Source organism: Thermodesulfobium acidiphilum, from assembly GCF_003057965.1.
Lineage (GTDB): Bacteria > Thermodesulfobiota > Thermodesulfobiia > Thermodesulfobiales > Thermodesulfobiaceae > Thermodesulfobium > Thermodesulfobium acidiphilum.
On the sequence record NZ_CP020921.1, the window covers coordinates 418,099 to 438,061 of the forward strand.

Annotated in this window: 23 protein-coding genes, 1 tRNA gene and 1 pseudogene; 8 read left to right on the forward strand and 17 right to left on the reverse strand. The window is 33.9% G+C overall.

Annotation, left to right across the window (positions count from 1 at the left end; translation table 11 throughout):
- Positions 1 to 6: 6 nt before the first annotated feature.
- Genes TDSAC_RS02080 through TDSAC_RS02090 form a run of 3 tightly spaced genes read left to right on the forward strand, consistent with a single transcriptional unit; the run spans position 7 to position 2,224 of the window.
- A complete protein-coding gene (locus TDSAC_RS02080) occupies positions 7 to 546 on the forward strand; it encodes a hypothetical protein (RefSeq protein ID WP_108308598.1) in 540 nt (179 codons plus the stop codon).
- A complete protein-coding gene (locus TDSAC_RS02085) occupies positions 546 to 1,454 on the forward strand; it encodes a ribonuclease HIII (RefSeq protein ID WP_108308600.1) in 909 nt (302 codons plus the stop codon). Before TDSAC_RS02080 ends, TDSAC_RS02085 begins: the two co-directional genes overlap by 1 nt.
- A complete protein-coding gene (locus tag TDSAC_RS02090) occupies positions 1,451 to 2,224 on the forward strand; it encodes an MBL fold metallo-hydrolase (RefSeq protein WP_199919862.1) in 774 nt (257 codons plus the stop codon). The genes TDSAC_RS02085 and TDSAC_RS02090 overlap by 4 nt, the downstream gene beginning before the upstream one ends.
- Positions 2,225 to 2,272: 48 nt before the next feature.
- Here the strand turns inward: TDSAC_RS02090 and TDSAC_RS02095 are convergent, their stop codons facing one another.
- Positions 2,273 to 3,556, reverse strand: coding sequence for a TrpB-like pyridoxal phosphate-dependent enzyme (locus TDSAC_RS02095; RefSeq protein WP_234405753.1), 1,284 nt, complete (start codon positions 3,554 to 3,556; stop codon positions 2,273 to 2,275).
- 284 nt (positions 3,557 to 3,840) lie between these two features.
- Here TDSAC_RS02095 and TDSAC_RS02100 point away from each other — a divergent pair, with 284 nt between their 5' ends.
- Together TDSAC_RS02100 and TDSAC_RS02105 are read left to right on the forward strand one after the other, a co-directional pair.
- Positions 3,841 to 4,275, forward strand: coding sequence for a bacteriohemerythrin (locus tag TDSAC_RS02100; RefSeq protein WP_108308607.1), 435 nt, complete (start codon positions 3,841 to 3,843; stop codon positions 4,273 to 4,275).
- Positions 4,276 to 4,290: 15 nt separating this feature from the next.
- Positions 4,291 to 5,574, forward strand: a complete 1,284-nt coding sequence (locus TDSAC_RS02105; RefSeq protein WP_108308609.1) for a GGDEF domain-containing protein — start codon at positions 4,291 to 4,293, stop codon at positions 5,572 to 5,574.
- Between the two features lie 45 nt (positions 5,575 to 5,619).
- Here the strand turns inward: TDSAC_RS02105 and rbr are convergent, their stop codons facing one another.
- From rbr to TDSAC_RS02125, 4 genes are all read right to left on the reverse strand, one after another.
- On the reverse strand, positions 5,620 to 6,192 hold the full coding sequence (gene rbr, locus TDSAC_RS02110; RefSeq protein ID WP_108308611.1) for a rubrerythrin: 573 nt from the start codon (positions 6,190 to 6,192) through the stop codon (positions 5,620 to 5,622).
- 12 nt (positions 6,193 to 6,204) lie between these two features.
- Positions 6,205 to 6,366 carry a rubredoxin gene (rd, locus tag TDSAC_RS02115; RefSeq protein WP_108308614.1) on the reverse strand — a complete coding sequence of 54 codons (162 nt, stop codon included), beginning with the start codon at positions 6,364 to 6,366 and terminating at the stop codon, positions 6,205 to 6,207.
- Positions 6,367 to 6,487: 121 nt separating this feature from the next.
- Positions 6,488 to 8,026, reverse strand: coding sequence for a Vgb family protein (locus TDSAC_RS02120; protein WP_108308616.1), 1,539 nt, complete (start codon positions 8,024 to 8,026; stop codon positions 6,488 to 6,490).
- A gap of 67 nt (positions 8,027 to 8,093) precedes the next feature.
- Positions 8,094 to 8,522: a hypothetical protein gene (locus TDSAC_RS02125; protein WP_108308618.1), complete on the reverse strand. Its 429-nt coding sequence runs from the start codon at positions 8,520 to 8,522 to the stop codon at positions 8,094 to 8,096.
- A 391-nt stretch (positions 8,523 to 8,913) separates the two neighbouring features.
- On the opposite strand from TDSAC_RS02125, the gene TDSAC_RS02130 reads away from it, so the two are divergent.
- Positions 8,914 to 10,014, forward strand: a complete 1,101-nt coding sequence (locus TDSAC_RS02130; protein ID WP_108308621.1) for a geranylgeranyl reductase family protein — start codon at positions 8,914 to 8,916, stop codon at positions 10,012 to 10,014.
- 65 nt (positions 10,015 to 10,079) lie between these two features.
- Positions 10,080 to 10,326 (forward strand): annotated as a pseudogene (locus tag TDSAC_RS09250) (NADH-dependent alcohol dehydrogenase); the annotation flags it as partial.
- Positions 10,327 to 10,384: 58 nt separating this feature from the next.
- On the opposite strand, the gene TDSAC_RS02140 reads toward TDSAC_RS09250, so the two are convergent.
- The 12 genes from TDSAC_RS02140 to TDSAC_RS02195 all read right to left on the reverse strand — a co-directional run bounded on the left by TDSAC_RS02140 (position 10,385) and on the right by TDSAC_RS02195 (position 18,882).
- Positions 10,385 to 10,747 carry a DsrE family protein gene (locus TDSAC_RS02140; RefSeq protein ID WP_108308623.1) on the reverse strand — a complete coding sequence of 121 codons (363 nt, stop codon included), beginning with the start codon at positions 10,745 to 10,747 and terminating at the stop codon, positions 10,385 to 10,387.
- Positions 10,748 to 10,796: 49 nt separating this feature from the next.
- Positions 10,797 to 11,159 (reverse strand): DsrE family protein, encoded by a 363-nt coding sequence (locus TDSAC_RS02145; RefSeq protein ID WP_108308625.1) that lies wholly within the window; start codon positions 11,157 to 11,159, stop codon positions 10,797 to 10,799.
- Positions 11,160 to 11,192: 33 nt separating this feature from the next.
- A complete protein-coding gene (locus TDSAC_RS02150) occupies positions 11,193 to 11,555 on the reverse strand; it encodes a DsrE family protein (RefSeq protein ID WP_108308627.1) in 363 nt (120 codons plus the stop codon).
- A gap of 19 nt (positions 11,556 to 11,574) precedes the next feature.
- The gene (locus TDSAC_RS02155; RefSeq protein ID WP_108308630.1) at positions 11,575 to 12,546 is read right to left on the reverse strand and encodes a heterodisulfide reductase-related iron-sulfur binding cluster; all 972 of its coding nucleotides are present in this window, start codon (positions 12,544 to 12,546) and stop codon (positions 11,575 to 11,577) included.
- A gap of 5 nt (positions 12,547 to 12,551) precedes the next feature.
- Complete coding sequence (locus tag TDSAC_RS02160) at positions 12,552 to 12,854, reverse strand: 4Fe-4S dicluster domain-containing protein (protein ID WP_234405754.1); 303 nt, start codon at positions 12,852 to 12,854, stop codon at positions 12,552 to 12,554.
- A 1-nt stretch (position 12,855) separates the two neighbouring features.
- The gene (locus tag TDSAC_RS02165; RefSeq protein ID WP_108308636.1) at positions 12,856 to 13,098 is read right to left on the reverse strand and encodes a helix-turn-helix domain-containing protein; all 243 of its coding nucleotides are present in this window, start codon (positions 13,096 to 13,098) and stop codon (positions 12,856 to 12,858) included.
- Entirely contained in the window at positions 13,095 to 14,819 is a 1,725-nt protein-coding gene (locus TDSAC_RS02170) for a CoB--CoM heterodisulfide reductase iron-sulfur subunit A family protein (RefSeq protein ID WP_108308638.1), read from the reverse strand. Before TDSAC_RS02170 ends, TDSAC_RS02165 begins: the two co-directional genes overlap by 4 nt.
- A complete protein-coding gene (locus TDSAC_RS02175; protein ID WP_108308641.1) occupies positions 14,816 to 17,401 on the reverse strand; it encodes an FAD-dependent oxidoreductase in 2,586 nt (861 codons plus the stop codon). The genes TDSAC_RS02170 and TDSAC_RS02175 overlap by 4 nt, the downstream gene beginning before the upstream one ends.
- A gap of 15 nt (positions 17,402 to 17,416) precedes the next feature.
- On the reverse strand, positions 17,417 to 17,812 hold the full coding sequence (locus TDSAC_RS02180) for a hydrogenase iron-sulfur subunit (RefSeq protein WP_108308644.1): 396 nt from the start codon (positions 17,810 to 17,812) through the stop codon (positions 17,417 to 17,419).
- 1 nt (position 17,813) lies between these two features.
- Complete coding sequence (locus tag TDSAC_RS02185) at positions 17,814 to 18,065, reverse strand: sulfurtransferase TusA family protein (RefSeq protein WP_108308647.1); 252 nt, start codon at positions 18,063 to 18,065, stop codon at positions 17,814 to 17,816.
- Positions 18,066 to 18,081: 16 nt separating this feature from the next.
- Complete coding sequence (locus TDSAC_RS02190) at positions 18,082 to 18,435, reverse strand: ArsR/SmtB family transcription factor (RefSeq protein WP_108308652.1); 354 nt, start codon at positions 18,433 to 18,435, stop codon at positions 18,082 to 18,084.
- A 370-nt stretch (positions 18,436 to 18,805) separates the two neighbouring features.
- A tRNA-Arg gene (locus TDSAC_RS02195) sits at positions 18,806 to 18,882 on the reverse strand.
- Positions 18,883 to 18,947: 65 nt separating this feature from the next.
- On the opposite strand from TDSAC_RS02195, the gene TDSAC_RS02200 reads away from it, so the two are divergent.
- On the forward strand, positions 18,948 to 19,955 hold the full coding sequence (locus TDSAC_RS02200; protein WP_199919863.1) for a M23 family metallopeptidase: 1,008 nt from the start codon (positions 18,948 to 18,950) through the stop codon (positions 19,953 to 19,955).
- Positions 19,956 to 19,963 lie beyond the last annotated feature (8 nt).

Consider the following 19,963-nt stretch of genomic DNA (forward strand, 5'->3'; position numbering starts at 1 on the left):
GTAGATATGAAAAGCGATGAAAATGTTGAACAGGGCATAATTGATAAAATTGGCAATATTGACGCTGGAAGGCCAAATCTTGGACTATTGATGCCCGTATTTATGTACAGGTTTTTCTTTATCTCTGTGCAGGAGAAACTAAAAGAAAGATTTGGACAAAGCGAAGCTGACAGGGTTTTGTTCGATGCAGGATTTTTAGCTGGAAACGAATTTTGTGAAACATTTATTTCTGCCGAAGGTGACGTTAAAAAGTTTTTGGTATCCTTGCAAACAGCGTTCAAGGAACAAAGGCTTGGTGTATTGCAATTAGAGGATATGGATTTGAATTCTTTATACTTTGAGATAAGTATTTTAGAGGATGTCTATTGCTCTGGGGTTGAACATTCTGATCGCTTTGTTTGTAGCATGTGCGAGGGATTTTTGGCTGGGATATTTAGTTTCTATTTCAAAAGAATCTTTGAAGCCAAAGAATTAGAGGCGTGGACTGGAACTAATCCAAAAAGCACTTTTGAATTAAAACCGAAGAAAATAAAAAAATCTTCTTAATGTTTGATACAGAACTTGAAGCTATAATAGAAAGGTTTAAGCTTTGTGGTTTTTTGATTAAAGATATTAAAGTAATTCAGTATGGAGTTCAGTTAAAAGTTTTGTTTGGAGAAGAAGAAGCAGTTGTAAGGTTTTATAAGAATAAAAAAAGTGGCCTAAAACTAGATACATCTCTAATAAAAAACACCGATTTAAAAAATGAAATTAGTTATTGCTTTAAAAATACATTTAAAAAATATTTGATATCTCAAGAAATAGATGAGAAGTTCGACTTTTATATTGGCTCTGATGAAAGTGGAAAGGGAGATTACTTTGGACCTCTGGTAGTTGCGGGGGTAAAAATGACGGATGAAAATCTGATATTTTTAGAAAGTTGTGGGATTAAAGATAGTAAAGTGTTAAGTGAGGATAGGATCTTTTGTCTTGAATCTGAAATTATTAATTCAAAAGTTTTATACAAAAGAATAACTGTATTGCCCGAGAAGTATAATAATGTTTATGAATTTTACAGGTCAAAAAACGCTAATTTGAACGATATTCTTGCAAGGCTTCATTTTGAAACAATAAGTTATTTTCTGGATAAAGAAAGCAGTTTTAATGTAGTGGTGGACAAATTTTCTATCAATAGCGGTTTAAAAGAAAAGTTTTCAGGGTATAAGAATGTAAAATTTTTTGAGGTAGAAAGAGCTGAAAGTAAATTTTTGTTTGTGGCTGCTGCCTCAATTCTGGCTCGTGCAGAATTTTTGAGACAGATGAAAAAGTTATCTGATGAAGTTGGGATCAAATTGAAAAGGGGGAGCGTGAGCGTTAGGGATGTTGCACAAAAAATCGTTGAACAATATGGTTTGGATGGCTTGAGAAAGGTTGCAAAATTGCACTTCAAGATTACAAAGGAACTGAAACTTTGAAAAGCGTTGAATTAAGCGTCCTGGCAAGCTCTAGTAGTGGCAATTCTACTTTATTAAGAATAGGTGGTTATAATTTTTTAATAGATGTTGGAGTTAGTTGCTTTTATCTTAAAAAGGCTTTAGAGAGCTTATATCTTAGGATTGGAGATATTGATGCAGTATTTATTACTCACGAACACACTGATCACGTCAAAGGATTGGAAGTCTTTATGAAAAATTATAATATTCCTGTTTTTATCAGAGAAAAGTGTCTTTATGAAGTTTCAAGAAAGGTATCATGTAGGAATTGTTTTCAAATATTAAATGACGATATAAAGTTCAATGACGTAAAAGTCTCATTTTTTCCAACATCTCACGACGCAATAGACCCAATTGGCTATGAGTTTTCTTATAAGGATTTTTGTTTTTCTTATATTACTGACCTTGGTGAAGTTACGTCTGACGTAAAGTATGCGATTGATAAATCTGATTTGTTAGTCCTTGAGTCAAATCATGATATTGAAATGTTGAAAAACGGATCTTACCCTTATTATCTAAAAAAAAGAATTCTTTCTTCAAACGGGCACTTATCCAATAAGGATGCAGCGTTTGCTCTTTTAAATTCTAAGATAAAAAAGAGAAATATTGTGCTTGGTCACCTGAGTGAAAAGAATAACTGTATCGAACTTTTGAAAAAGACTTATAGAGAAATTTTTGGGAAGTCAAAATTGCCTTTTAAAATTAAAATTGCTAAACCCAGAGAAATAGTTGGATTAAAGATCAACATATAACCTTAGTATTTATGGGTTTGAGGAATAAGTTACATTTGAATATTTTAATTAGTTTATCTCTCTATTTTTTTCATAAGCACTTAAATCTAAATAACCGTGCCCTGACAAAAGAAACACAATGGTTCTTTCTTTTTTTTCTTCCTTTGCTATTAATGCCTCATCTATAGCCTTTTTTATTGCATGGGCAGATTCTGGGGCAGGAGTTATCCCTTCTGTTTTAGCAAATATTCTTGCGGCTTCGAATATGCTCTTTTGATCGTAACTACATGCCTCAATTATTTTGTTTTTGTAAAGATTGCTTATTATTGGAGCCATCCCATGATATCTTAGCCCTCCTGCATGAATTGGTGGTGGAACGAAATTGTGCCCCAACGTATACATAGCAAGCAGTGGAGTAAATCCCATGGTATCCCCATAATCGTATTCAAATATACCCTTTGTAAGCGATGCAGCGACAGATGGTTCGACTGCTATAAGCCTAATTTGATTGTTTTTAATTTTTTTCTTTACAAATGGTGCTATTAGGCCGCCAAAATTGGAGCCCCCACCTACACACCCGATTAATATTTCTGGGCTTTCATCTGCTAGCTTCAATTGCTTCTTTACTTCCAGACCGATTATTGATTGATGCAATAAAACGTGATTTAGTACAGATCCCAGAGCATAATTGGTATCTGGATTTTTTACTGCTTCTTCGACTGCTTCTGATATAGCAATTCCTAAACTGCCTGGAGAGTTCGGGTCAGTTTCAAGGGTTTTTCTTCCTGACTCTGTAGTGCTTGAGGGACTAGGTAAAACTTGTGCATCAAAAAGTTCCATTAATATTCTCCTGTATGGTTTTTGTTCAAAGCTTGCTTTAACCATAAAAACTTTGCACTTGAGGTTAAAAAAGGAACATGCCATAGAAAGAGCGCTCCCCCATTGACCGGCACCTGTTTCTGTTGTAAGTGACCTTATTCCTTCTATCGAGTTAAAATATGCTTGTGGTATTGCAGTGTTTAACTTGTGACTTCCTGCTGGCGATATTCCTTCGTGTTTGTAATATATTCTTGCAGGGGTATTAAGATATTCTTCAAGAGCCAAAGCTCTTATTAGTGGAGTGGGGCGATAACTGAGATATTTATCTCTTACTTTTTTTGGGATTTCTATTTCTCTTTCATCGCTAGTCTCCTGTTTTATTAGCGACTGTGGAAAAATTGGTTTCAGATCATCTGCCTTTATTGGTTCTCGGGTTACTGGATGTAGTGGTGGTAAAAGCGGTTCTGGTAAATCTACCTGAACGTTGTAATAAAAATCTGGCATGTCTTTCTCATTTAGAATAATTTTTCTCAAGCTTATCTCTCCTTTTCTTAAATTAAATAAAATATTGTTTTTATTATTATACTTTATCAGCATTTAATTTTATCTTGAAGACAACTTTATAAATTAACTTTGTGCTTGCCGAACGTAATATATCACATCCTGAGAAAGTTGGCAAATTACAATTAAAATGGCTTTTTAGTTTGACCTTAATTGATATTCCAGATTTTGTATTATAATAATTTTAATAACATACATGAAACTTTCAAAAAGTTTAAAATAAATTTACGGGAGAATTAAATGATAGGGGTGTTCTGATGAATGATGAAAATATGAAAGTAGAGTGGACCCCTGATTTTGAAACAGGCATTGAGATTATTGACACCCAGCATAAGAAGTTATTTGAGAATATAAACGAGTTGCTAGATTCGTGTGAAAGGGGAGAGGCAAAGGAAGGAGTAGCTAAAATGTTTGACTTTTTAGAGCATTACATAATATTTCACTTCGGCACAGAGGAAGACTTTATGATTAAGTATCGATATCCAAATTATTACCAACACAGAATGTTTCACGATAGGTTTATTATTGATGTAAATGGTCTCAAGAGGGAATTTTTGAAAAATGGCATTAGTGAGAGCTTTCTTTTGTTAATAAAGCATTTTGTTATTGATTGGTTAAAGAATCATATAGGTGGTGAAGATAAGAGGTTAGGAATTTATTTGTTGAGGTTTCCAGAAATTGTACACAGTTAATTTACGTGATTAATTATGTTATTGCCTTTAAAAGTTTTATATATTGATTTGACTAAAACTTTTAACGTTCAGATATCCAATCTGGTTGCAAACAACGTTGAGACTCTTGAAACGTGTACAAAATCGCAGGATATTTTCGTAAAAATAAACGAATTTAGACCAGATCTGGTAATATTTAGATCGAAAAACAATTCAGAAATTCCAATTATTATAAATAAAATTAAAAAAGATTTTCCAGATGTTTTTCTGCTGTTACTTCTTGGAAGAGGAATTAACTTAAAATCTAGCACTTCTATTAGTTTTTATTATGTGGATGAGAACTTCAACCAATTGACCTTTTTAGACTTTTTCTTTAATCTTGCTAAAGAAATCAACCAGCAAAAAATGATAGCCTATGATTTAAAATTCTATAAAGACATTTGCTTTAATATCCAAAATATGGTTTTTGTGTGTCAATATGATGAAATTGTCTTTATGAACAAAAATCTACTGAATTATATTGGTCTTTCAAGCTTAAATGAGTTCAACGAAAAGAATCTTGATATATATGACTTTTTATATCCAGATGAAAAAAGTTTATATAAAGGAGAGGGTTTGAAAGAATGGCTTTTAAGTATTAAAAATAAAGGTAATAAGAAAAACGAGAACGTTGTTTTTTTGAAAAATAGTGTTTTTTTAAAAGAATTTTCTATTGAACCTTTTTGGATAGATTATTCAGAGATAAAAGGTGCTGAGATTGTAATTATTTCTTTGTTTAGGATGTCAAATTTAGATAGGTACAAAAGCTATAGAATTATTAAGAGAGTTAGAAATCCTATCACTAACCTATATGACAAAAAGTTCTTTTTTGAAGAGTTAAAGAAGGAAACTCAAAGGTCAGTAAGATATAAAAGGCCGCTTAGTTTAATTTTTTTATCTAACGATAATTATAATAGCATTTACTCTAAATTTGGCAAGGAAATAGCTCATAAAGTTTTGAGGGAATTCTGTAATAGAATAGATAATTCAATAAGGGGTCTTGATCTGTTTTGTAATTACTCAAAGAGTAAGTTCACCATTCTTTGCCCTGAAACTGATGTTTTTGGAGCGCTGTTCGTTGCTAAGAGAATAAAATCTATGATAACATCTGAAATCTTTTCTCATGGAGAAAATCTTGAATGTACTATTGGCGTTACCCAATATCAGCCACAGGAAGATATTGATATGTTTGTAAACAGAGCAATAGAGGCATGGAATAAATCAAAGCAAACCAAAGGGAAAAATGTAGAAGCAATACTGGTTCCAATTAATTACTCATAAACCCTAAGGCATTTATAAGTGCCTTAGGGAAATTTTAGAGAGACATTAATAGGGTTCTGAAAAGAGCTCGAAATACGCTTGAGGATGTAGACAGCTTGGACAGCTTTGTGGGGCTTCAATTCCTTCATGGAGATAGCCACAATTTCTACATTTCCATACAGTTTTCACTGTCTTTTTAAAGACTTCATTATTTTGAACGTTTGTGTAAAGCTTTCTATATCTTCTTTCGTGTGCTGCTTCAACTTTAGCTATATTCCTGAATAACGTTGCAATTTCGGGGAAACCCTCTTTTTCCGCAACTTCTGCTGCCTGAGGGTACAGTATAGTATGTTCTAGATGTTCCCCTTCTGCTGCGGCTTTAAGGTTTTCAAGTGTGTTGCCTATTACGCCAGCGGGGTATGAAGCTGTAATTTCAACATCACCGCCCTCAAGGAAACTAAAAAACCTTTTAGCATGCTCTTTCTCATTTTCTGCAGTTTCCAAAAATATTGCAGCAATCTGCTCGTATCCTTCCTTTTTTGCTTGTGATGCAAAAAAGGTATACCTTGTCCTAGCCTGAGATTCGCCTGCAAACGAAGCAAGAAGATTTTTTTCTGTCTTAGTGCCCTTTACGCTCATTTAGTTTACCTCCTACTCCTGTTTTTTAAAATCAGATTTTGAAGCTCCACAAACAGGGCATTGCCAGTCATCAGGTATTTTCTCAAATGGAGTATTTGGAGCTATGCCACCATCCGGATCGCCAACGGCTGGATCGTATACATAACCGCAAATTGTGCATACATATTTATCCACTCTGGTATCCTCCTATAAGTAATATCTATTATTATATTATACTTTGGAATTTTTTTTCTTACTAAAGTTCTGAATTTTAATAAATAGATTTTATTGGCTTTCTTTTTGAATATAACTGTATTTATTTCCCAATATTTTCTGGGAAGGTATGGTGTACGGCTATTGGTAAATGTGGATTAAGATTGGATGATGAATTTTGACTTGAGTTCATTTGTGTGGTTTCTGATGATCCATAAAATTCTGTAATAGTATTTTGCCCGCTTATTACCCATATATTATTATATTTGTCAACAACTAAAGGTCCGGGAAATTTCCCAAGTGGGTAAACATGTTTTTCTTCTTTGGCTATTTCTTCTAGAAGGCCTCCACCATATTTTTTGTTTCCAGAAATCCATATATTTCCCATACTATCTATTGCTATTCCTGTTGGCTGAATATCTAACTTATAGCTTTGATCTAAGATTTTACAGTTTAAATTTATATGTTCTAACATAACACTATTATCTAAAAGTTTGCCTGTGGTAATCCATGCTGTATTATTGTCTGAAATAATATTATTTACACCATATTGTGGACATTCCTTGATATATCCATCAGAATAAAGTATTGTTAATGGCCCATAACTTGAAGTGACCCATAAATTATTGACTTTATCCATTGTTATCTGGTATACACCGCGGCTTGCCTGATAGGTGTTTATTATGCTGCCATTTTCGTTAAGTTTAAAGATTTTACCACTTTTCCAGTCATCTACCCAGATATTATTTTTAGGATCTATGAAGATGTAGTTCATACCATCTGCTATTTCGTGGGTACCAAGTATTTTTCCTTCCTGATTGAGTTTTATCAAGCTATTATTGTTAATAACAAAAATATTTCCATAGTTATCTGCTGCAATACCTATTGGATCGACCTTTATGTTGAAGTTAGTAACATTCCCTTCCTGATTAATTTTTGATATACTTTGACTTTGATAATTTGTAACCCAAATATTGCCAAATTTATCTGTGGTTATTGCATTTGGTGCCTGTCCTACATATATTGTGCGCTCTTTATTAACATCTGCTGATTTTTTAGACTCTGATTGAGAGTAGGGATTCGTTTTATGAATTTGTATTTTACCGTTTGAATTAATTATTATGTCTGAAATTGCACTTTCTGAATTGCACGATTGTAAAATAGTTTTTGGCAAAATTGTACTATCACCTTTTTCTATTGCTACCCAGTGACTGCTAAAGGCACCGCATTGGCCCATAGGGTTAGGATTTCCAGCTATTGAACCTATAGTAATTTTATACGTTGAATCATTAATTTTACAGGACAAATTTAAAAGCTTTGTAGAAGTCACAAATCCATTGCTATTCCTTATTAATAGTTCATCTGGCCCGCCTAGATTTTTATAACCTGCTTGTTGAAGCGCTTCTATAGTACTAACTTTACTATTTTGTGCACTCTGAGTATAAAAATATAAATTTTTAAGCTCTAGTTTTCCTTCTGGTTCACACTTATAAAAAAGATAACTATTTGAGTTATCAGAGCTGCTAGAACTATTAAAGCTCTTGGACAAAATCTCAGGATGTTTAAAATTAATCAGAAATATTGTAACAATAACAATAAAACTTGCTACAATAACCAAAATTTTCAACCAATATTTTCTCATCTTATTTTCTCCATAAAGCATTAATAAAAAAGCGGCTAAACCATCATAGGCTTAGCCGCATGCAACCTTATTCCATAATCCAGGTTTGATACGTGCATTGTGGTCCCTGATAACCGTTGTGTACGAGTAGTTTTCCTGGATATTCGTTTGGAGCTCTCCAAACGTTAATAAATTCTCCATTGAGACAGGAACCGGGTGCATGAAGCTGGCATTGACCTACAAGTTGGGCATCTCTAAAACCTTCCACTGTTACATTTTGAATGTGTTGAAGGGGTATTTCCTGACCATGCCATGTACATGTTGCAGCCGGTTCTTCAATACAACCTTTACATTGTCCGATAAGTAGTGGGTCATTAAAACTTTTAGCGGTAATACTTTTGTAAATTTGAAATTCTGTCAGTTTTTCCTGCAGGAAGCAACTTTGAGCTTGAGCAAGGTTATAACTGAAGAGTATGAGAACTGAAATTACAAACAAGAGTATCAATTTGTATTTCATCTTTCCCTCCTATAAAAAATTTCTCTGTTACATAAATCAAAACTGCTTAAGTGCTACATATTTTTTCTAATATTAAATTATCATTTTCACCTCCCTTCCCGTTCACGAAAACAAAATCCAGTTACCCCTAAAAGTAATTAGAGTTTTGTAATTGTAATGTTTATAGATATTTTACTTTTGAATTGAGTTTTAGAAGCGTAAAGGTATTAGACAAAAGTTTAGTAAATATTTGGAATGAATATTAACCCATATAAAAATTTTATCATTTTTTTTAATTTTTTAAATTTAATTTATTAGACTTAATAACTAAATTTTATTATTTGATAAAGAAAATTTTTATTTTATAATAAATTTTCAACTTTATTGAATTTATCTTATAATCATAGTTTATATGAACAATGAAATTTTAGAATTTGATGTAGTTGTTTGTGGTTCAGGACCTGCTGGGGCTACGGCTGCTGCTTTGTTAGCAAAAAATGGCTTAAAAGTAGCATTAATTGATAAAGAAGATTTTCCCAGGGATAAACTTTGCGGGGGGTTACTAACAAAAAAGTCTTATAACTTAATTGAATCTATATTTGGTAATAAATTTTTACAAAAGGAAATTGAATTTTTCTCAAATAGGTTTGAAGTTTATTATAGGAAAACAAAAATATTTTCAGCCCTTTCAAAAAAGTTATTTATCTATGTCAATAGAAGAAAGTTTGACTATGCAATTTTAAAAAAGGCAATAGACTCAGGTGCATATTTTTTTGGTAAAACTAAGGTTGTAGGTATAGATGTAAACAATATGCTGATATTCACAAGTAGCAATACTTTTAAGGGAAGATATATTGTTGCTGCTGATGGTGTAAATAGCGTTATTAGGAATTATTTGATAAAAAATACTATTATAGATAGCAGTGATTATAAAGATAACTTAACCCTTGCTATAGAATTTTATGATTATAAGTTTACAACTGATCGAGCGTCTCTATTTTTTGGATTTACAAAATTTGGCTATGGATGGATTTTTCCTAATAAAGAGAGAACTGTTATTGGGATAGGAGCGCTAATAAGCAAAAATAAAGGTCTGATGCGAGAACAGTTCAATAATTTTCTAAATTCAATTGGATATGAAGAACCAATAAAAACTTTTGCTCATCTAATACCTACAGGTTGGATTCCAAATAGGACAGGTTTTAATAATATTTTATTAGTAGGCGATGCAGGTGGTTTTACAGATCCTATAACAGGCGAAGGTATATATTATGCTATTAAAACTGCTCAAATGGCTTCTGAGGCAATTTTATTTTCTGAAAAAAATAAACTTTTTGCTGAAATTAATTATAAACTATTCCTGGAAAAGATGCTTAAAGATTTAAAGAAAAGGAAAATGTATAGAAACATTGTTTTTGGTACAAAATTTAGGTTTTTTATAAAAATTTTTCTCCTGGTTCAATTAATTTTGTTTAGAGATAAAGTACTTGATTTTATTCATGAACCCTCTTGAGAAATGGAGGATGAACAATTAAAAGGATTGGCCTATATGACAAGGTTTGTTAGGGTCTGAAATGAATTAAGTATGCTCCAATTGCAATAAAAGAACCAACTAACTATCAGGTAAGAGCAAATCTGATGTGGACATCATCCTGGGCTTTAAATGGATTTTTGCAAACAGGCGGTGAGTTTCATGAGCGAGGTTGGCATTGATGATAAGAATTTCAAGATTATGGCACATAAGGCCTGTAGAGGGGGAATTTTGAACGGTTATAAGCCGTTGATTGAAGAAGACGTTGAAAAAATATATAGAATGTGCCTATAATATTTCTGAAAAGCCCCGTCTCCAACAATTTTTGGAGACGGGGGCAGGGTTTAAAAGATTAATAATTTAATACTGAGTTAGCCTCTAATATCTCTTTGATGGCTTTTCCGGCTTTTGTGAGCTCACAGCCATCAACTATCATTTCCTTTGTGATGCCTCTTTCTTCACAACAAGGAATGCATAGGAATATCTTTCCACCATTTGAAAGAAAATTCTCTACATGTTTTTTTATCGGATCATGTCCAGGTGCCTTTATGTGTTCGTAAACTCCCTTTGTTACTGTGTATACACCGTTTGCCTGCAAACAAACTATAACCTCAGCATCCATTGCAAGGGCTGCATTAGCCATTACGTATGCAAGGGTTGCCTTTTCAGGGTCTTCTGGTCCGATTGTCGACATAACTACAACTTTTTCGCTCAAATTAGAATTTCCTCCTTAGAATTTAGTTATAAAAATACACTTTAAAGATTTAATAGTTTAATGTGGTTTTGGCTTCCAGTATAGCTTTCATAGCCTTGCCAGACTTGGCCATTTCGCAGCCTTCCAGTATTTGGTCTTGAGAAATATCTCTTTCCTGACAACAGGGGATACAAACATAAAATTTTCCACCATTTGAAAGAAAATTCTCTACATGTTTTTTTATCGGATCATGTCCAGGTGCCTTTATGTGTTCGTAAACTCCCTTTGTTACTGTGTAAACGCCATTTGATTGGAGAACCATCAATACCTCAGCATCCATTGCAAGGGCTGCATTAGCCATTACGTATGCAAGGGCTGCCTTTTCTGGGTTTTCTGGCCCAGAAGATAAGGTAATTACAAGCTTTTCACTCATTTTTTTCCTCCGATTAAGTTTTTAGATTGATAATTAATAAAACATTACTAAGTCTGATTCGGCCATGTCTAACATTGCTCTTCCGGCTCCAACTATTTGAGCATTTCTAACAAGATCTTTCTCAGTTATGTTTCTGGCTTTACTTGCGCAAACGCATAAATAGAATTTACCGCCCTGTTCTATAAAGTTCTTTACGTAAATTTCCAGAGGATCATAATCTTTATACGTAATTCTCTCAAACATTCCGTTAACTGCTGTAAAAACTCCTCCGCTTTGAAGCCACATAGTAACTTCATAGTCCATTGCAAAAGCAGCGTTTGCCATAATAAAGGCACCTATAACTTTTTCAGGGTTATCAGGACCTGATGTGAGTGCAATAAAAGCCTTCTTTGCCATTCTCTCCTCCTAACACTATTTATGAATTTTGTAAGTATGATTTAACTAAGATTTCGGAAAGATCCAGGAAACTATCCTTTGAAGGAGAACTTTCTTTTAAGTTTAATAAGCAAATTGGACACATTGTAGTTACTATGTTTGAACAGGATAATAAATCGTTTGCTCTTTTTGAGGCAATTTCTTTTGCTTTTTTTGGGAAGAGTGACTCAATTGGACCACCGCAACAGTGAGTAAGCTTTCTTGAAAGTTCTGGTTCTACATAATTTATTCCGGCATTTTTTAAAAGAACTCTTGGCTCTTCTATTATCTCTTCATATCTTGCCAGGACACAGGAATCATGAATAGCGACTGTCATATCTAGCTTATTTTGAGGTTTGATTTTATTTTCATATAATACTTCAATATAATTTTTTACTTCGTAATTAAATTCTGGCAAAATCTTTTTATAAACCCTTCTAAGCATGTGTGTAGTGTGTGGATCGACTGTAATAATATTTTTAACGTTATTGTCTTTAAGAATTTTGTTTAATGTCTTTGCTTGATTTATTAGCGGTTCGTCTATACCGTTGTCGTACAAAAGAGTACCAACATAAAGTTCATCCTCATATAAGTATCCTGCCTCTACACCGGCGTACTTTAAAAGCTTATAGATATTTTGCAGACATCTTTCTGACCTTTCTACCTCATTTCTCTCAGGTTTTGCAGCGTATTTGGACATTGAAGAAAGGTTGACAAACTTATTAACGATTCTGCCTACTGGAGCTAGTTTCATAAGAGGGGAATCTTCGAGATTTTCGTAAAGAGTGGTTGCTGATTTTGTGATGGGCATAAGCTGGTACATGTGTCCCGTATAAATTATTGTTTCTGTACCTCTTTTTATGTCTAAATCTTTTGCCCATGATGTAAGGCTTTTTTCTGAAACGCTAAATACTGTTTTTCTCTTTTCAAAATTATCGTTTAATATTCCTAAAACCGCTCCCACTTTGCTCATTTTTTTCACACTCCAAGCTTGCTTTTGGCAAGATAATTTCTTATAAGCCTTATATTTTCTGTAATATTAACTTCATGTGGGCATTGCTCTTCACACATTCTACACAAAAGGCATGAAAATACCTGATCGGTGCTCTCAAGAATTTTTTCTTCTTCACCTAAGAGAACATATCTAAAGAGTTTTCTGGGTAAAATATCAAATCCTACTGGACACAGTGCTGAGCAAGTCCCACAATTAAAACATGCTGAAGCGTTGAAATCTTCGCTTATTTTAATCTTATCTATCAATCCAGAATTGACTTTTATCATCTTATTTCTCCTTGAGAGCGTATTTATAGTAATCATCTCGTCTCTTTTTTGGAAGTTCTTCGACAAGATTGTATCTGCGCATTGCCATTAGATGCATAGTAACCTCATAAGTTGGAATATTTAATTCCTTTGAAATTTCTGGTATTGTCTTTGGTTCACTTTTGAGCAAAGAAGCTATTTTTTCGTGGAAATACATCTCATTTTTTATAACGTGTAAAGGCGGCTTAATAAATTTTTTTATCATTCTTTTGCCTCCAAGAGCATAGAATTTATCATAGAATTTATTTGAACATGAGTGTAACCAAGAACTTCCAGCGCATCTTCAGGGCAATCAGGTACACAGCCGCCACATCCTTTGCAAATTGCAGGGTTTATGTTTGCAATTATCTTGTCGTTTTTATTTATAAAGGATATTGCTTCGTAAGGGCATGAATTTTCACATAATTTGCAACCTGTACACTTTTCTTCTATTACGTGTGCAACAGTGGGTTCAATGTCTACATAGCCTTTTATAAGAAGAGATGCTGTTTTTGATGCTGCAGCCATTGAACTAGCTACGCTTTCTGAAATATTTTTTGGACCTTGTGACGTTCCTGCAATGAATATGCCGTCTATTACAGTTTCTACAGGCCTTAGTTTTGGATGAATTTCGTTATAAAACTTATCTTTACCGATAGGAGTTTTTAAGATATCATTTAGCTCTGTATTTTCATTTGCTACCATACCGTTAACTAATACTAGCAGATCACAGGGGATTAAGATATCTTCTTTGGCCAGCAATCTATCTTTTACTATAATTTTTATTCTTTCGCCTTTTAGACTAATATCTGGGGGGTTTTCTTCCTCGTATTTGAAGTATAAAGCTCCACGTCTGAGATTTTCTTCGTAATATTCCTCGTATTTTCCGTATGTTCTTATATCTCTATAAATATGATATTGCTTTAAATTGTTATCGATATCAAATGCTAAAAGAGAAGCATAGTTAACAGCGCTGCAACAATATCTGGAACAGTATTTATTGCCGTTTTCTTTATTACTTTCTCGGGAACCTACACAATAAATGTAGGCTATTTCTCTAATTCTTTGACCATTAAAGATTAGTTCACCTTTTTTAGTATTATTTGATAATAACTTCTTAAAATCTACCAAAGTTATTACATTGGGGTGCCCATAGCCAAACTCATTAGGTTCTGGAATATAGGGCTTGAATCCTGTTGCTAAAATTATTGAACCAACGCTTAAAGTTAGTTTTTCATTTCCAGACATTATATCGCATTCAAAATTTCCTACGCTGCCTTGTTTTTTCAATAATTTTGCGTTCGTATAAACTTTTATATTGTTTCTTCCCTTAATTTCTTTTTCAAGTTCTTCTATTAGTTCAGAACTATTTTTATGTTCAGGAAAGACTATACCTATGTCCTTTAAATTGCCACCTATTTTGGATTCTTTTTCTACTACGTGAGCAAAGATCCCCATATCGGATAATGCTAAAGCGCACCTTAAACCTGATATGCCTCCTCCTATTATTAAAGCCTGATTTACAGTGTTTACTCTTAATGGAGTGAGTGGAACAGAATTTCTAGTTTTTGCAATGCCAGCTCTTACTAAATCAATTGCTTTAGAAGTGGCTGCTTCTTTGTTGTGAGTATGTGCCCATGAACACTGCTCTCTGATATTTACCTGAGTATACTGGTAGGGATTAAGTCCTGCCCTTTGTGCCATATTTTGAAAGGTCTTCAAATGAAGTTTTGGGGAGCAAGAAGCAATTACAATTCCGTCTAACTTCTTTTCTTTTATTGCATTTATCATTTCTGTTTGAGCGCTGTCAGAACATGTAAACATATTGGTCTTTGCATATACTACGCCTTCATCGTTTGCAACTGCATCCCTTACTCTTTCTACGTCTACATAGTCAGATATGTTTCCACCGCAATAACATATGAAAACGCCAATTCTATCGCTCATAGCCCCCTCCTCATCTTTGTAATGTATCCTGCTGCTTGAGCTGCAGCAGCTCCAGCGTGTACAACAGAATCGGGGATATCTTTTATAGAACTAGAAGTGCCAGCTACAAATATTCCTTCTATTGAGGTTTTTGCTGGCTCTATGTTTTCTTCTACTTCTCTTACGAACATATGATTGTCCGCATCCAGTTTTATATCTTTGAAAGACTTAAATATAGATGTGTTCGACAGTAGGCCAACTGATAGTATTACCATATCGTGACTGGCAACCTTTATCTGCCCATCTTCTTCTATATCTTCGTAAAATAGATTTAAATTGTTTTCTTCATCTTCTTCAATTCTTGCTACCTTCCCTTTTACGAATCTTATTCCCATTTCTTTGGCCTGGTGGTAAAACTCTTCATATCCTTTGCCGAATGCCCTTATATCAATGTAATAAATAGTCAAATCGGCGGTAGGTAGGGCTCCCATTATAAGTTGCGCCTGTTTTAGAGAATACATACAGCAAACTCTTGAACATATATTATTGTTTACCTTTCTGTCTCGTGAACCTACACACAATATCATTGCAATATTTGAGGGTACTTTACCGTCAGATGGTCTTATTACAGCATTATATGGCCTGGTTGGTGCGAGTATTCTGTCCATTTGCATTGCGTCGATGACATTTGGAAATCTGCCAAAGCCGAATATTTCTTTTTTGCTGGCGTTAAACAAATTGAATCCTGTAGAGACAATTACAGTATCCACTTCTATTTCGTATCTTATATCTCTGATAGAAAAATCTATTGCATTAGCCGGACAAATGTTTACACATTGGTGACATTCGCTACAACCACCACAATCCAGACAGCCTGTAGCATATTTCTTAACTTCTTCTTCTGAAATGGTTTGTTCTATTTCTTCAAAATTGAGTTCTTTTGTTTTGAGATGTGGCTCAAATTTTATATGTTTTGGAAAGTCTGAGTTATAACGTTCTTTTATTTCATTAGGTTTTACGGCAGGAAGTCTGTTGTCAAATTTTTCTGAACTAAAATCTAAATTGTTTAAAAATAGATCAAGATAAAAAGCTGCCTTTTTTGCACTGGAAATAGCCTTAAGAATATTTGAATGTCCGTGTACACTGTCACCACAACTAAATGCCCACGGAATTTGGGTCTGATAAAATTCGTTAACTTTTAGTTCGGATATATTCGAATCAGACTCGTCAAAAATTATTTGCTCAGGTTTTGGGTCCATTGCATAAACAATAATATCTGCTTTATCTATCTCATCTAATTTGGAATTAAGAATCAATCTGGCTCCCTCGTTTGTAGCATCGTCGATCTCTTTTTTTGTAGCACTCATACTTACCCTGTCCTTTTCAAAGTGTATTGAAACGTTTGCTTTATACCTTAGTGCCACTCTGGCACAGTGCATAGCAATGTTATTTCCACCTATTACAACAACGTTTTTAGAATTTAGGGTGGGGGGGATATCTTTGTTCTGCAAGAATTTAATTGCGTCTATGACATTTTTTTGTTTTAAGAATTCTGGTAAATCCTTTTCATTATAGCTGGTTCCAGTTGACAACAATACTGCGTCAAATCCATTTTCTTTTAAAGATTTTAAAGAAGAGATTTTGGTGTTAAGCTTTACTTCAATATTATTGAACGATGTTATTTCTTCAATATCTCTATCTAATAAATTCTTTGGAAGCAAATAATCTGGAATTAATCTAAGTTTGCCTCCCAGTTTGTCTGATGATTCGAAAATAGTTACTCTGTAACCCTTTTTAGCTAGATAATATGCTGCGCTGAGTCCAGATGGACCAGAGCCTATAATTGCAATTTTCTTATCTAATAGATTTTTTGGTTCTATTTTTTGTGGTATAGGGAAATTTTTAAAGTGTTTGTCAGCTATATATCTCTTTATGTTTCTAATAGGGATAGAACCTTCTAATTGGTTTCTGGTGCACCTTTTTTCGCAGGGAGCGGAGCATATTCTACTAAGAGTTGAAACTAGAGGTGAGTCTTCAAGATGTAAACGATATGCCTCTTCAAATTTTCCAGATCTTGAGAGTGAAACCAGTCCGTGAGCTTTTATGCCAATAGGGCACACAAAGGTACAGGGGGATGTACCAAATCTCTCTATTACGGCTTTTTTAGGAACGGCTTGTGGAAATGCAATATATGCCGCTCTTCTGGGAACCAGGTCACAATTGAACTGGTCAAGCAAGGGAACAGTGCAAGCAAGCTCACACTGTCCGCATCCAGTGCATTTAGCAGGATCTACAAAAGACGCTTTTTTAAGAATTTTAGCAGTAAACGAATCCTCTTTTTTCTTTATTTCCTCTACCTCACTATAATTTAACACGGTAATATTATTGTGAGCTGCTGTTGCAGCCATTTTAGGTGTAGATATACAGCTCGAACAATCAAGAGTGGGAAATACTTTACTAAGTAGTATCATTTTTCCGCCAATACTGGACTCTTTTTCTACAAGAAGCACTTTGAACCCCATATCACCAAGCAATATGGAAGATTCCATCCCAGCAATTCCGCCACCTATTACTAATGCATCAAATTTTTTAAAGTCGCTCATGCCTACTCCTTATAGTTAATTATTTAACTCACTTAATGCTTTATGAAACTTTTTAATATGTGATACAAATGACTCTGCACAAACTGAACATATTGCTGCCATTTTTACTCTTCTCGGATCCAGATTGTTTGCTGTAAGGAGTTCTTGTGATTTTTCTACGACTTTTGCAGTTCTATCTGTGCAGTCAGTTAAATAAGGACAGTCTGTTCCATCGGCAGCTATAAATACTCCATCAAAGCCATTTTTTATAGCATTTAAAATCCACTTTGGGCTTATACCACTAGAGCAAGGTACTGTTATAACTTTAACCGATTCTGGATAGTCCATATGAGATGCCCCTGCAAGGTCAATACCCGGATCTGAGATGTTATTTGTTGAAAAAACCAATATTTTTGGATTATTGGTAGACATTTTATTTTCCTCTTTTTACATAAAGTTTCCAATATCCAGCTTCTTCAACAGTTCCTAAAAATTCGTGTCCAACTTTTTCTGCCCATAATGGGAGGTCTTCGTTTGTTCCTTCGTCAGAGGATAGAACTTCCATTATCCCGCCAATAGGTATCGAGACGATTTCTCTTTTGGCTGCGAGCAATGGGCCAGGACAGGCACTCCCTCTTGCATCTACTGTTTTGTCTACTTTCAAATTTTTCAAGTCTAAGCTCATGACATCCTCCTAATATTTATTTTTTTATTTTAAAGCAAAGAAAATTGCTTTCCAAACTCATTTCTTTTGCAAAATTGCCCTTTTTTTTCATTGTTTCATAAAGAATTTGTCTTATAAGATTACAGGCTTCACCTAACCTTTTGTCTGAGAGTGAGTAGTAAATTGTTTTGCCCTCTTTTCTGGCTTCTACTAAATTGTGTGATCTAAGAATAGCTAGATGCTGGCTAACAGTTGATGGTCTTGCGCCTATTGTTTTAGCAATTTCTGTTACGTTTGCCTCCCCTTCAGCAAGCATTGCTATTATCATAAGCCTTTTCGAACTGGAAAGGCTTTTGCAAAGCTCTGCATGGGCATCAAAGAGTTGCAGCAAATTAATTATAATCACCTCTTTTTATACATATATTCGAAAATTCGAAAATAAGTATATATAATTTTTTCAATTCTGTCAATAAGGCAATTTTATTCGTTTTTGTTTTCTAAGTTATCTTTATAATTTATTAATTTTTTTCTATATTTTTTTCTGAAAAGGATAATATAAATAGTTTATATGACAAAAACATTTGACATATTCATTTTAAATAACTATACTTTTGGAGTTGTTTAAAAGTTGATTTTAATTTAAATTTAATGAAATTAATTTATTTTTTTTAATGAGTTTTAAAAAGGGGTAAAGGGCAAGGATCTTTTCAGGAGGTACTAAGGTTATGATTTTATTTTTTAAGGTGATTAAAGGCTTTAAGTGGCGTGCCCGACAGGATTCGAACCTGTGACCTTTGGATTCGTAGTCCAACGCTCTATCCAACTGAGCTACGGGCACAACGTATTTGATTATATCATAAATTTTTAATTGAGCTAAAAATTAGGCTATGAGAGGTGATTTTATTGGGTAATTTTTTTAAAAAATTTAAATTAGGTTCTATTAAAGAGTTTTTAACGAAATACAAAAAAGAAATTTATTACTTTTTTCCCATTATTCCTCTGATTGTAGGGGGGCTAATAATTACAAGTAGCGTTAATTTAAAACCAAAAATTTCTAATTTTTCAAATCTTCCCGTTCAAAAAGTTTCAAAAGGAGACGTTAAAAAGGTTGAAAGCGAACCAAAGCTTCAGATTCAGGAGTATACTGTTCAGCCAGGAGACACGCTTGAAAGTATAGCTCAAAAATTCAGCATTAATTATCAAACTATTAAATTGCTGAACGACATTAGAGATGAAGGGTACCTTAAAGTTGGTCAAAAGTTAAAAATTCCTAACATGAACGGTGTAATTTATACTGTTCAGCCAGGAGATACGCTGGGTGAAATCTGTGATATATATGGGGTCAGTCAAGAAAGAATTTTGAAATCCAACAATATACCAAACCCTCAAGAACTTCAAATAGGGCAGGATATATTCATACCAGGACTTGACGTTGTATCTGAGGTGGCAAACAAGTGGACATCTAATAATAGCAACAATGGGTATGAACGTATTGCTCTTGCTTATAGAGGTAGAGGATTTCCTGGCGACTTTATATGGCCTGTAGATGGACCTATTACTTCTGGTTTTGGTTGGAGAATACATCCAATTTTCGGCACTCCAGAGTTTCATACAGGAATAGATATAGGAGTTCCTTATGGTACCCCAGTTAGGGCTGCTGATAGAGGGGTAGTTACTTATGCCGGTTGGGAGCATGGTTATGGAGAAATTGTTACTATTAATCATGGGGATGGCATTAGTACTTCATATTCTCATAATAGTTCGATAGTTGTTTCGGTAGGACAAAGAGTTAGCCAGGGTCAGGTGATAGCCTATGCAGGTAGTACTGGTTGGTCTACGGGGCCACACGTGCTCTTTGAGATAAAGGTTGATGGAAGGTACGTAAATCCTTTAAATTATTTGCCTAGATAAAACCTTTA

Bases quoted from the DNA above. Each gene is read 5' to 3' on its own strand.
- TDSAC_RS02080 (WP_108308598.1), top strand. From the start codon at position 7: ATGAAAAGCGATGAAAATGTTGAACAGGGCATAATTGATAAAATTGGC.
- TDSAC_RS02085 (WP_108308600.1), top strand. From the start codon at position 546: ATGTTTGATACAGAACTTGAAGCTATAATAGAAAGGTTTAAGCTTTGT.
- TDSAC_RS02100 (WP_108308607.1), top strand. From the start codon at position 3,841: ATGAATGATGAAAATATGAAAGTAGAGTGGACCCCTGATTTTGAAACA.
- TDSAC_RS02105 (WP_108308609.1), top strand. From the start codon at position 4,291: ATGTTATTGCCTTTAAAAGTTTTATATATTGATTTGACTAAAACTTTT.
- rbr (WP_108308611.1), bottom strand. From the start codon at position 6,192: ATGAGCGTAAAGGGCACTAAGACAGAAAAAAATCTTCTTGCTTCGTTT.
- TDSAC_RS02120 (WP_108308616.1), bottom strand. From the start codon at position 8,026: ATGAGAAAATATTGGTTGAAAATTTTGGTTATTGTAGCAAGTTTTATT.
- TDSAC_RS02125 (WP_108308618.1), bottom strand. From the start codon at position 8,522: ATGAAATACAAATTGATACTCTTGTTTGTAATTTCAGTTCTCATACTC.
- TDSAC_RS02130 (WP_108308621.1), top strand. From the start codon at position 8,914: ATGAACAATGAAATTTTAGAATTTGATGTAGTTGTTTGTGGTTCAGGA.
- TDSAC_RS02145 (WP_108308625.1), bottom strand. From the start codon at position 11,159: ATGAGTGAAAAGCTTGTAATTACCTTATCTTCTGGGCCAGAAAACCCA.
- TDSAC_RS02150 (WP_108308627.1), bottom strand. From the start codon at position 11,555: ATGGCAAAGAAGGCTTTTATTGCACTCACATCAGGTCCTGATAACCCT.
- TDSAC_RS02155 (WP_108308630.1), bottom strand. From the start codon at position 12,546: ATGAGCAAAGTGGGAGCGGTTTTAGGAATATTAAACGATAATTTTGAA.
- TDSAC_RS02160 (WP_234405754.1), bottom strand. From the start codon at position 12,854: ATGATAAAAGTCAATTCTGGATTGATAGATAAGATTAAAATAAGCGAA.
- TDSAC_RS02165 (WP_108308636.1), bottom strand. From the start codon at position 13,098: ATGATAAAAAAATTTATTAAGCCGCCTTTACACGTTATAAAAAATGAG.
- TDSAC_RS02170 (WP_108308638.1), bottom strand. From the start codon at position 14,819: ATGAGCGATAGAATTGGCGTTTTCATATGTTATTGCGGTGGAAACATA.
- TDSAC_RS02175 (WP_108308641.1), bottom strand. From the start codon at position 17,401: ATGAGCGACTTTAAAAAATTTGATGCATTAGTAATAGGTGGCGGAATT.
- TDSAC_RS02180 (WP_108308644.1), bottom strand. From the start codon at position 17,812: ATGTCTACCAATAATCCAAAAATATTGGTTTTTTCAACAAATAACATC.
- TDSAC_RS02185 (WP_108308647.1), bottom strand. From the start codon at position 18,065: ATGAGCTTAGACTTGAAAAATTTGAAAGTAGACAAAACAGTAGATGCA.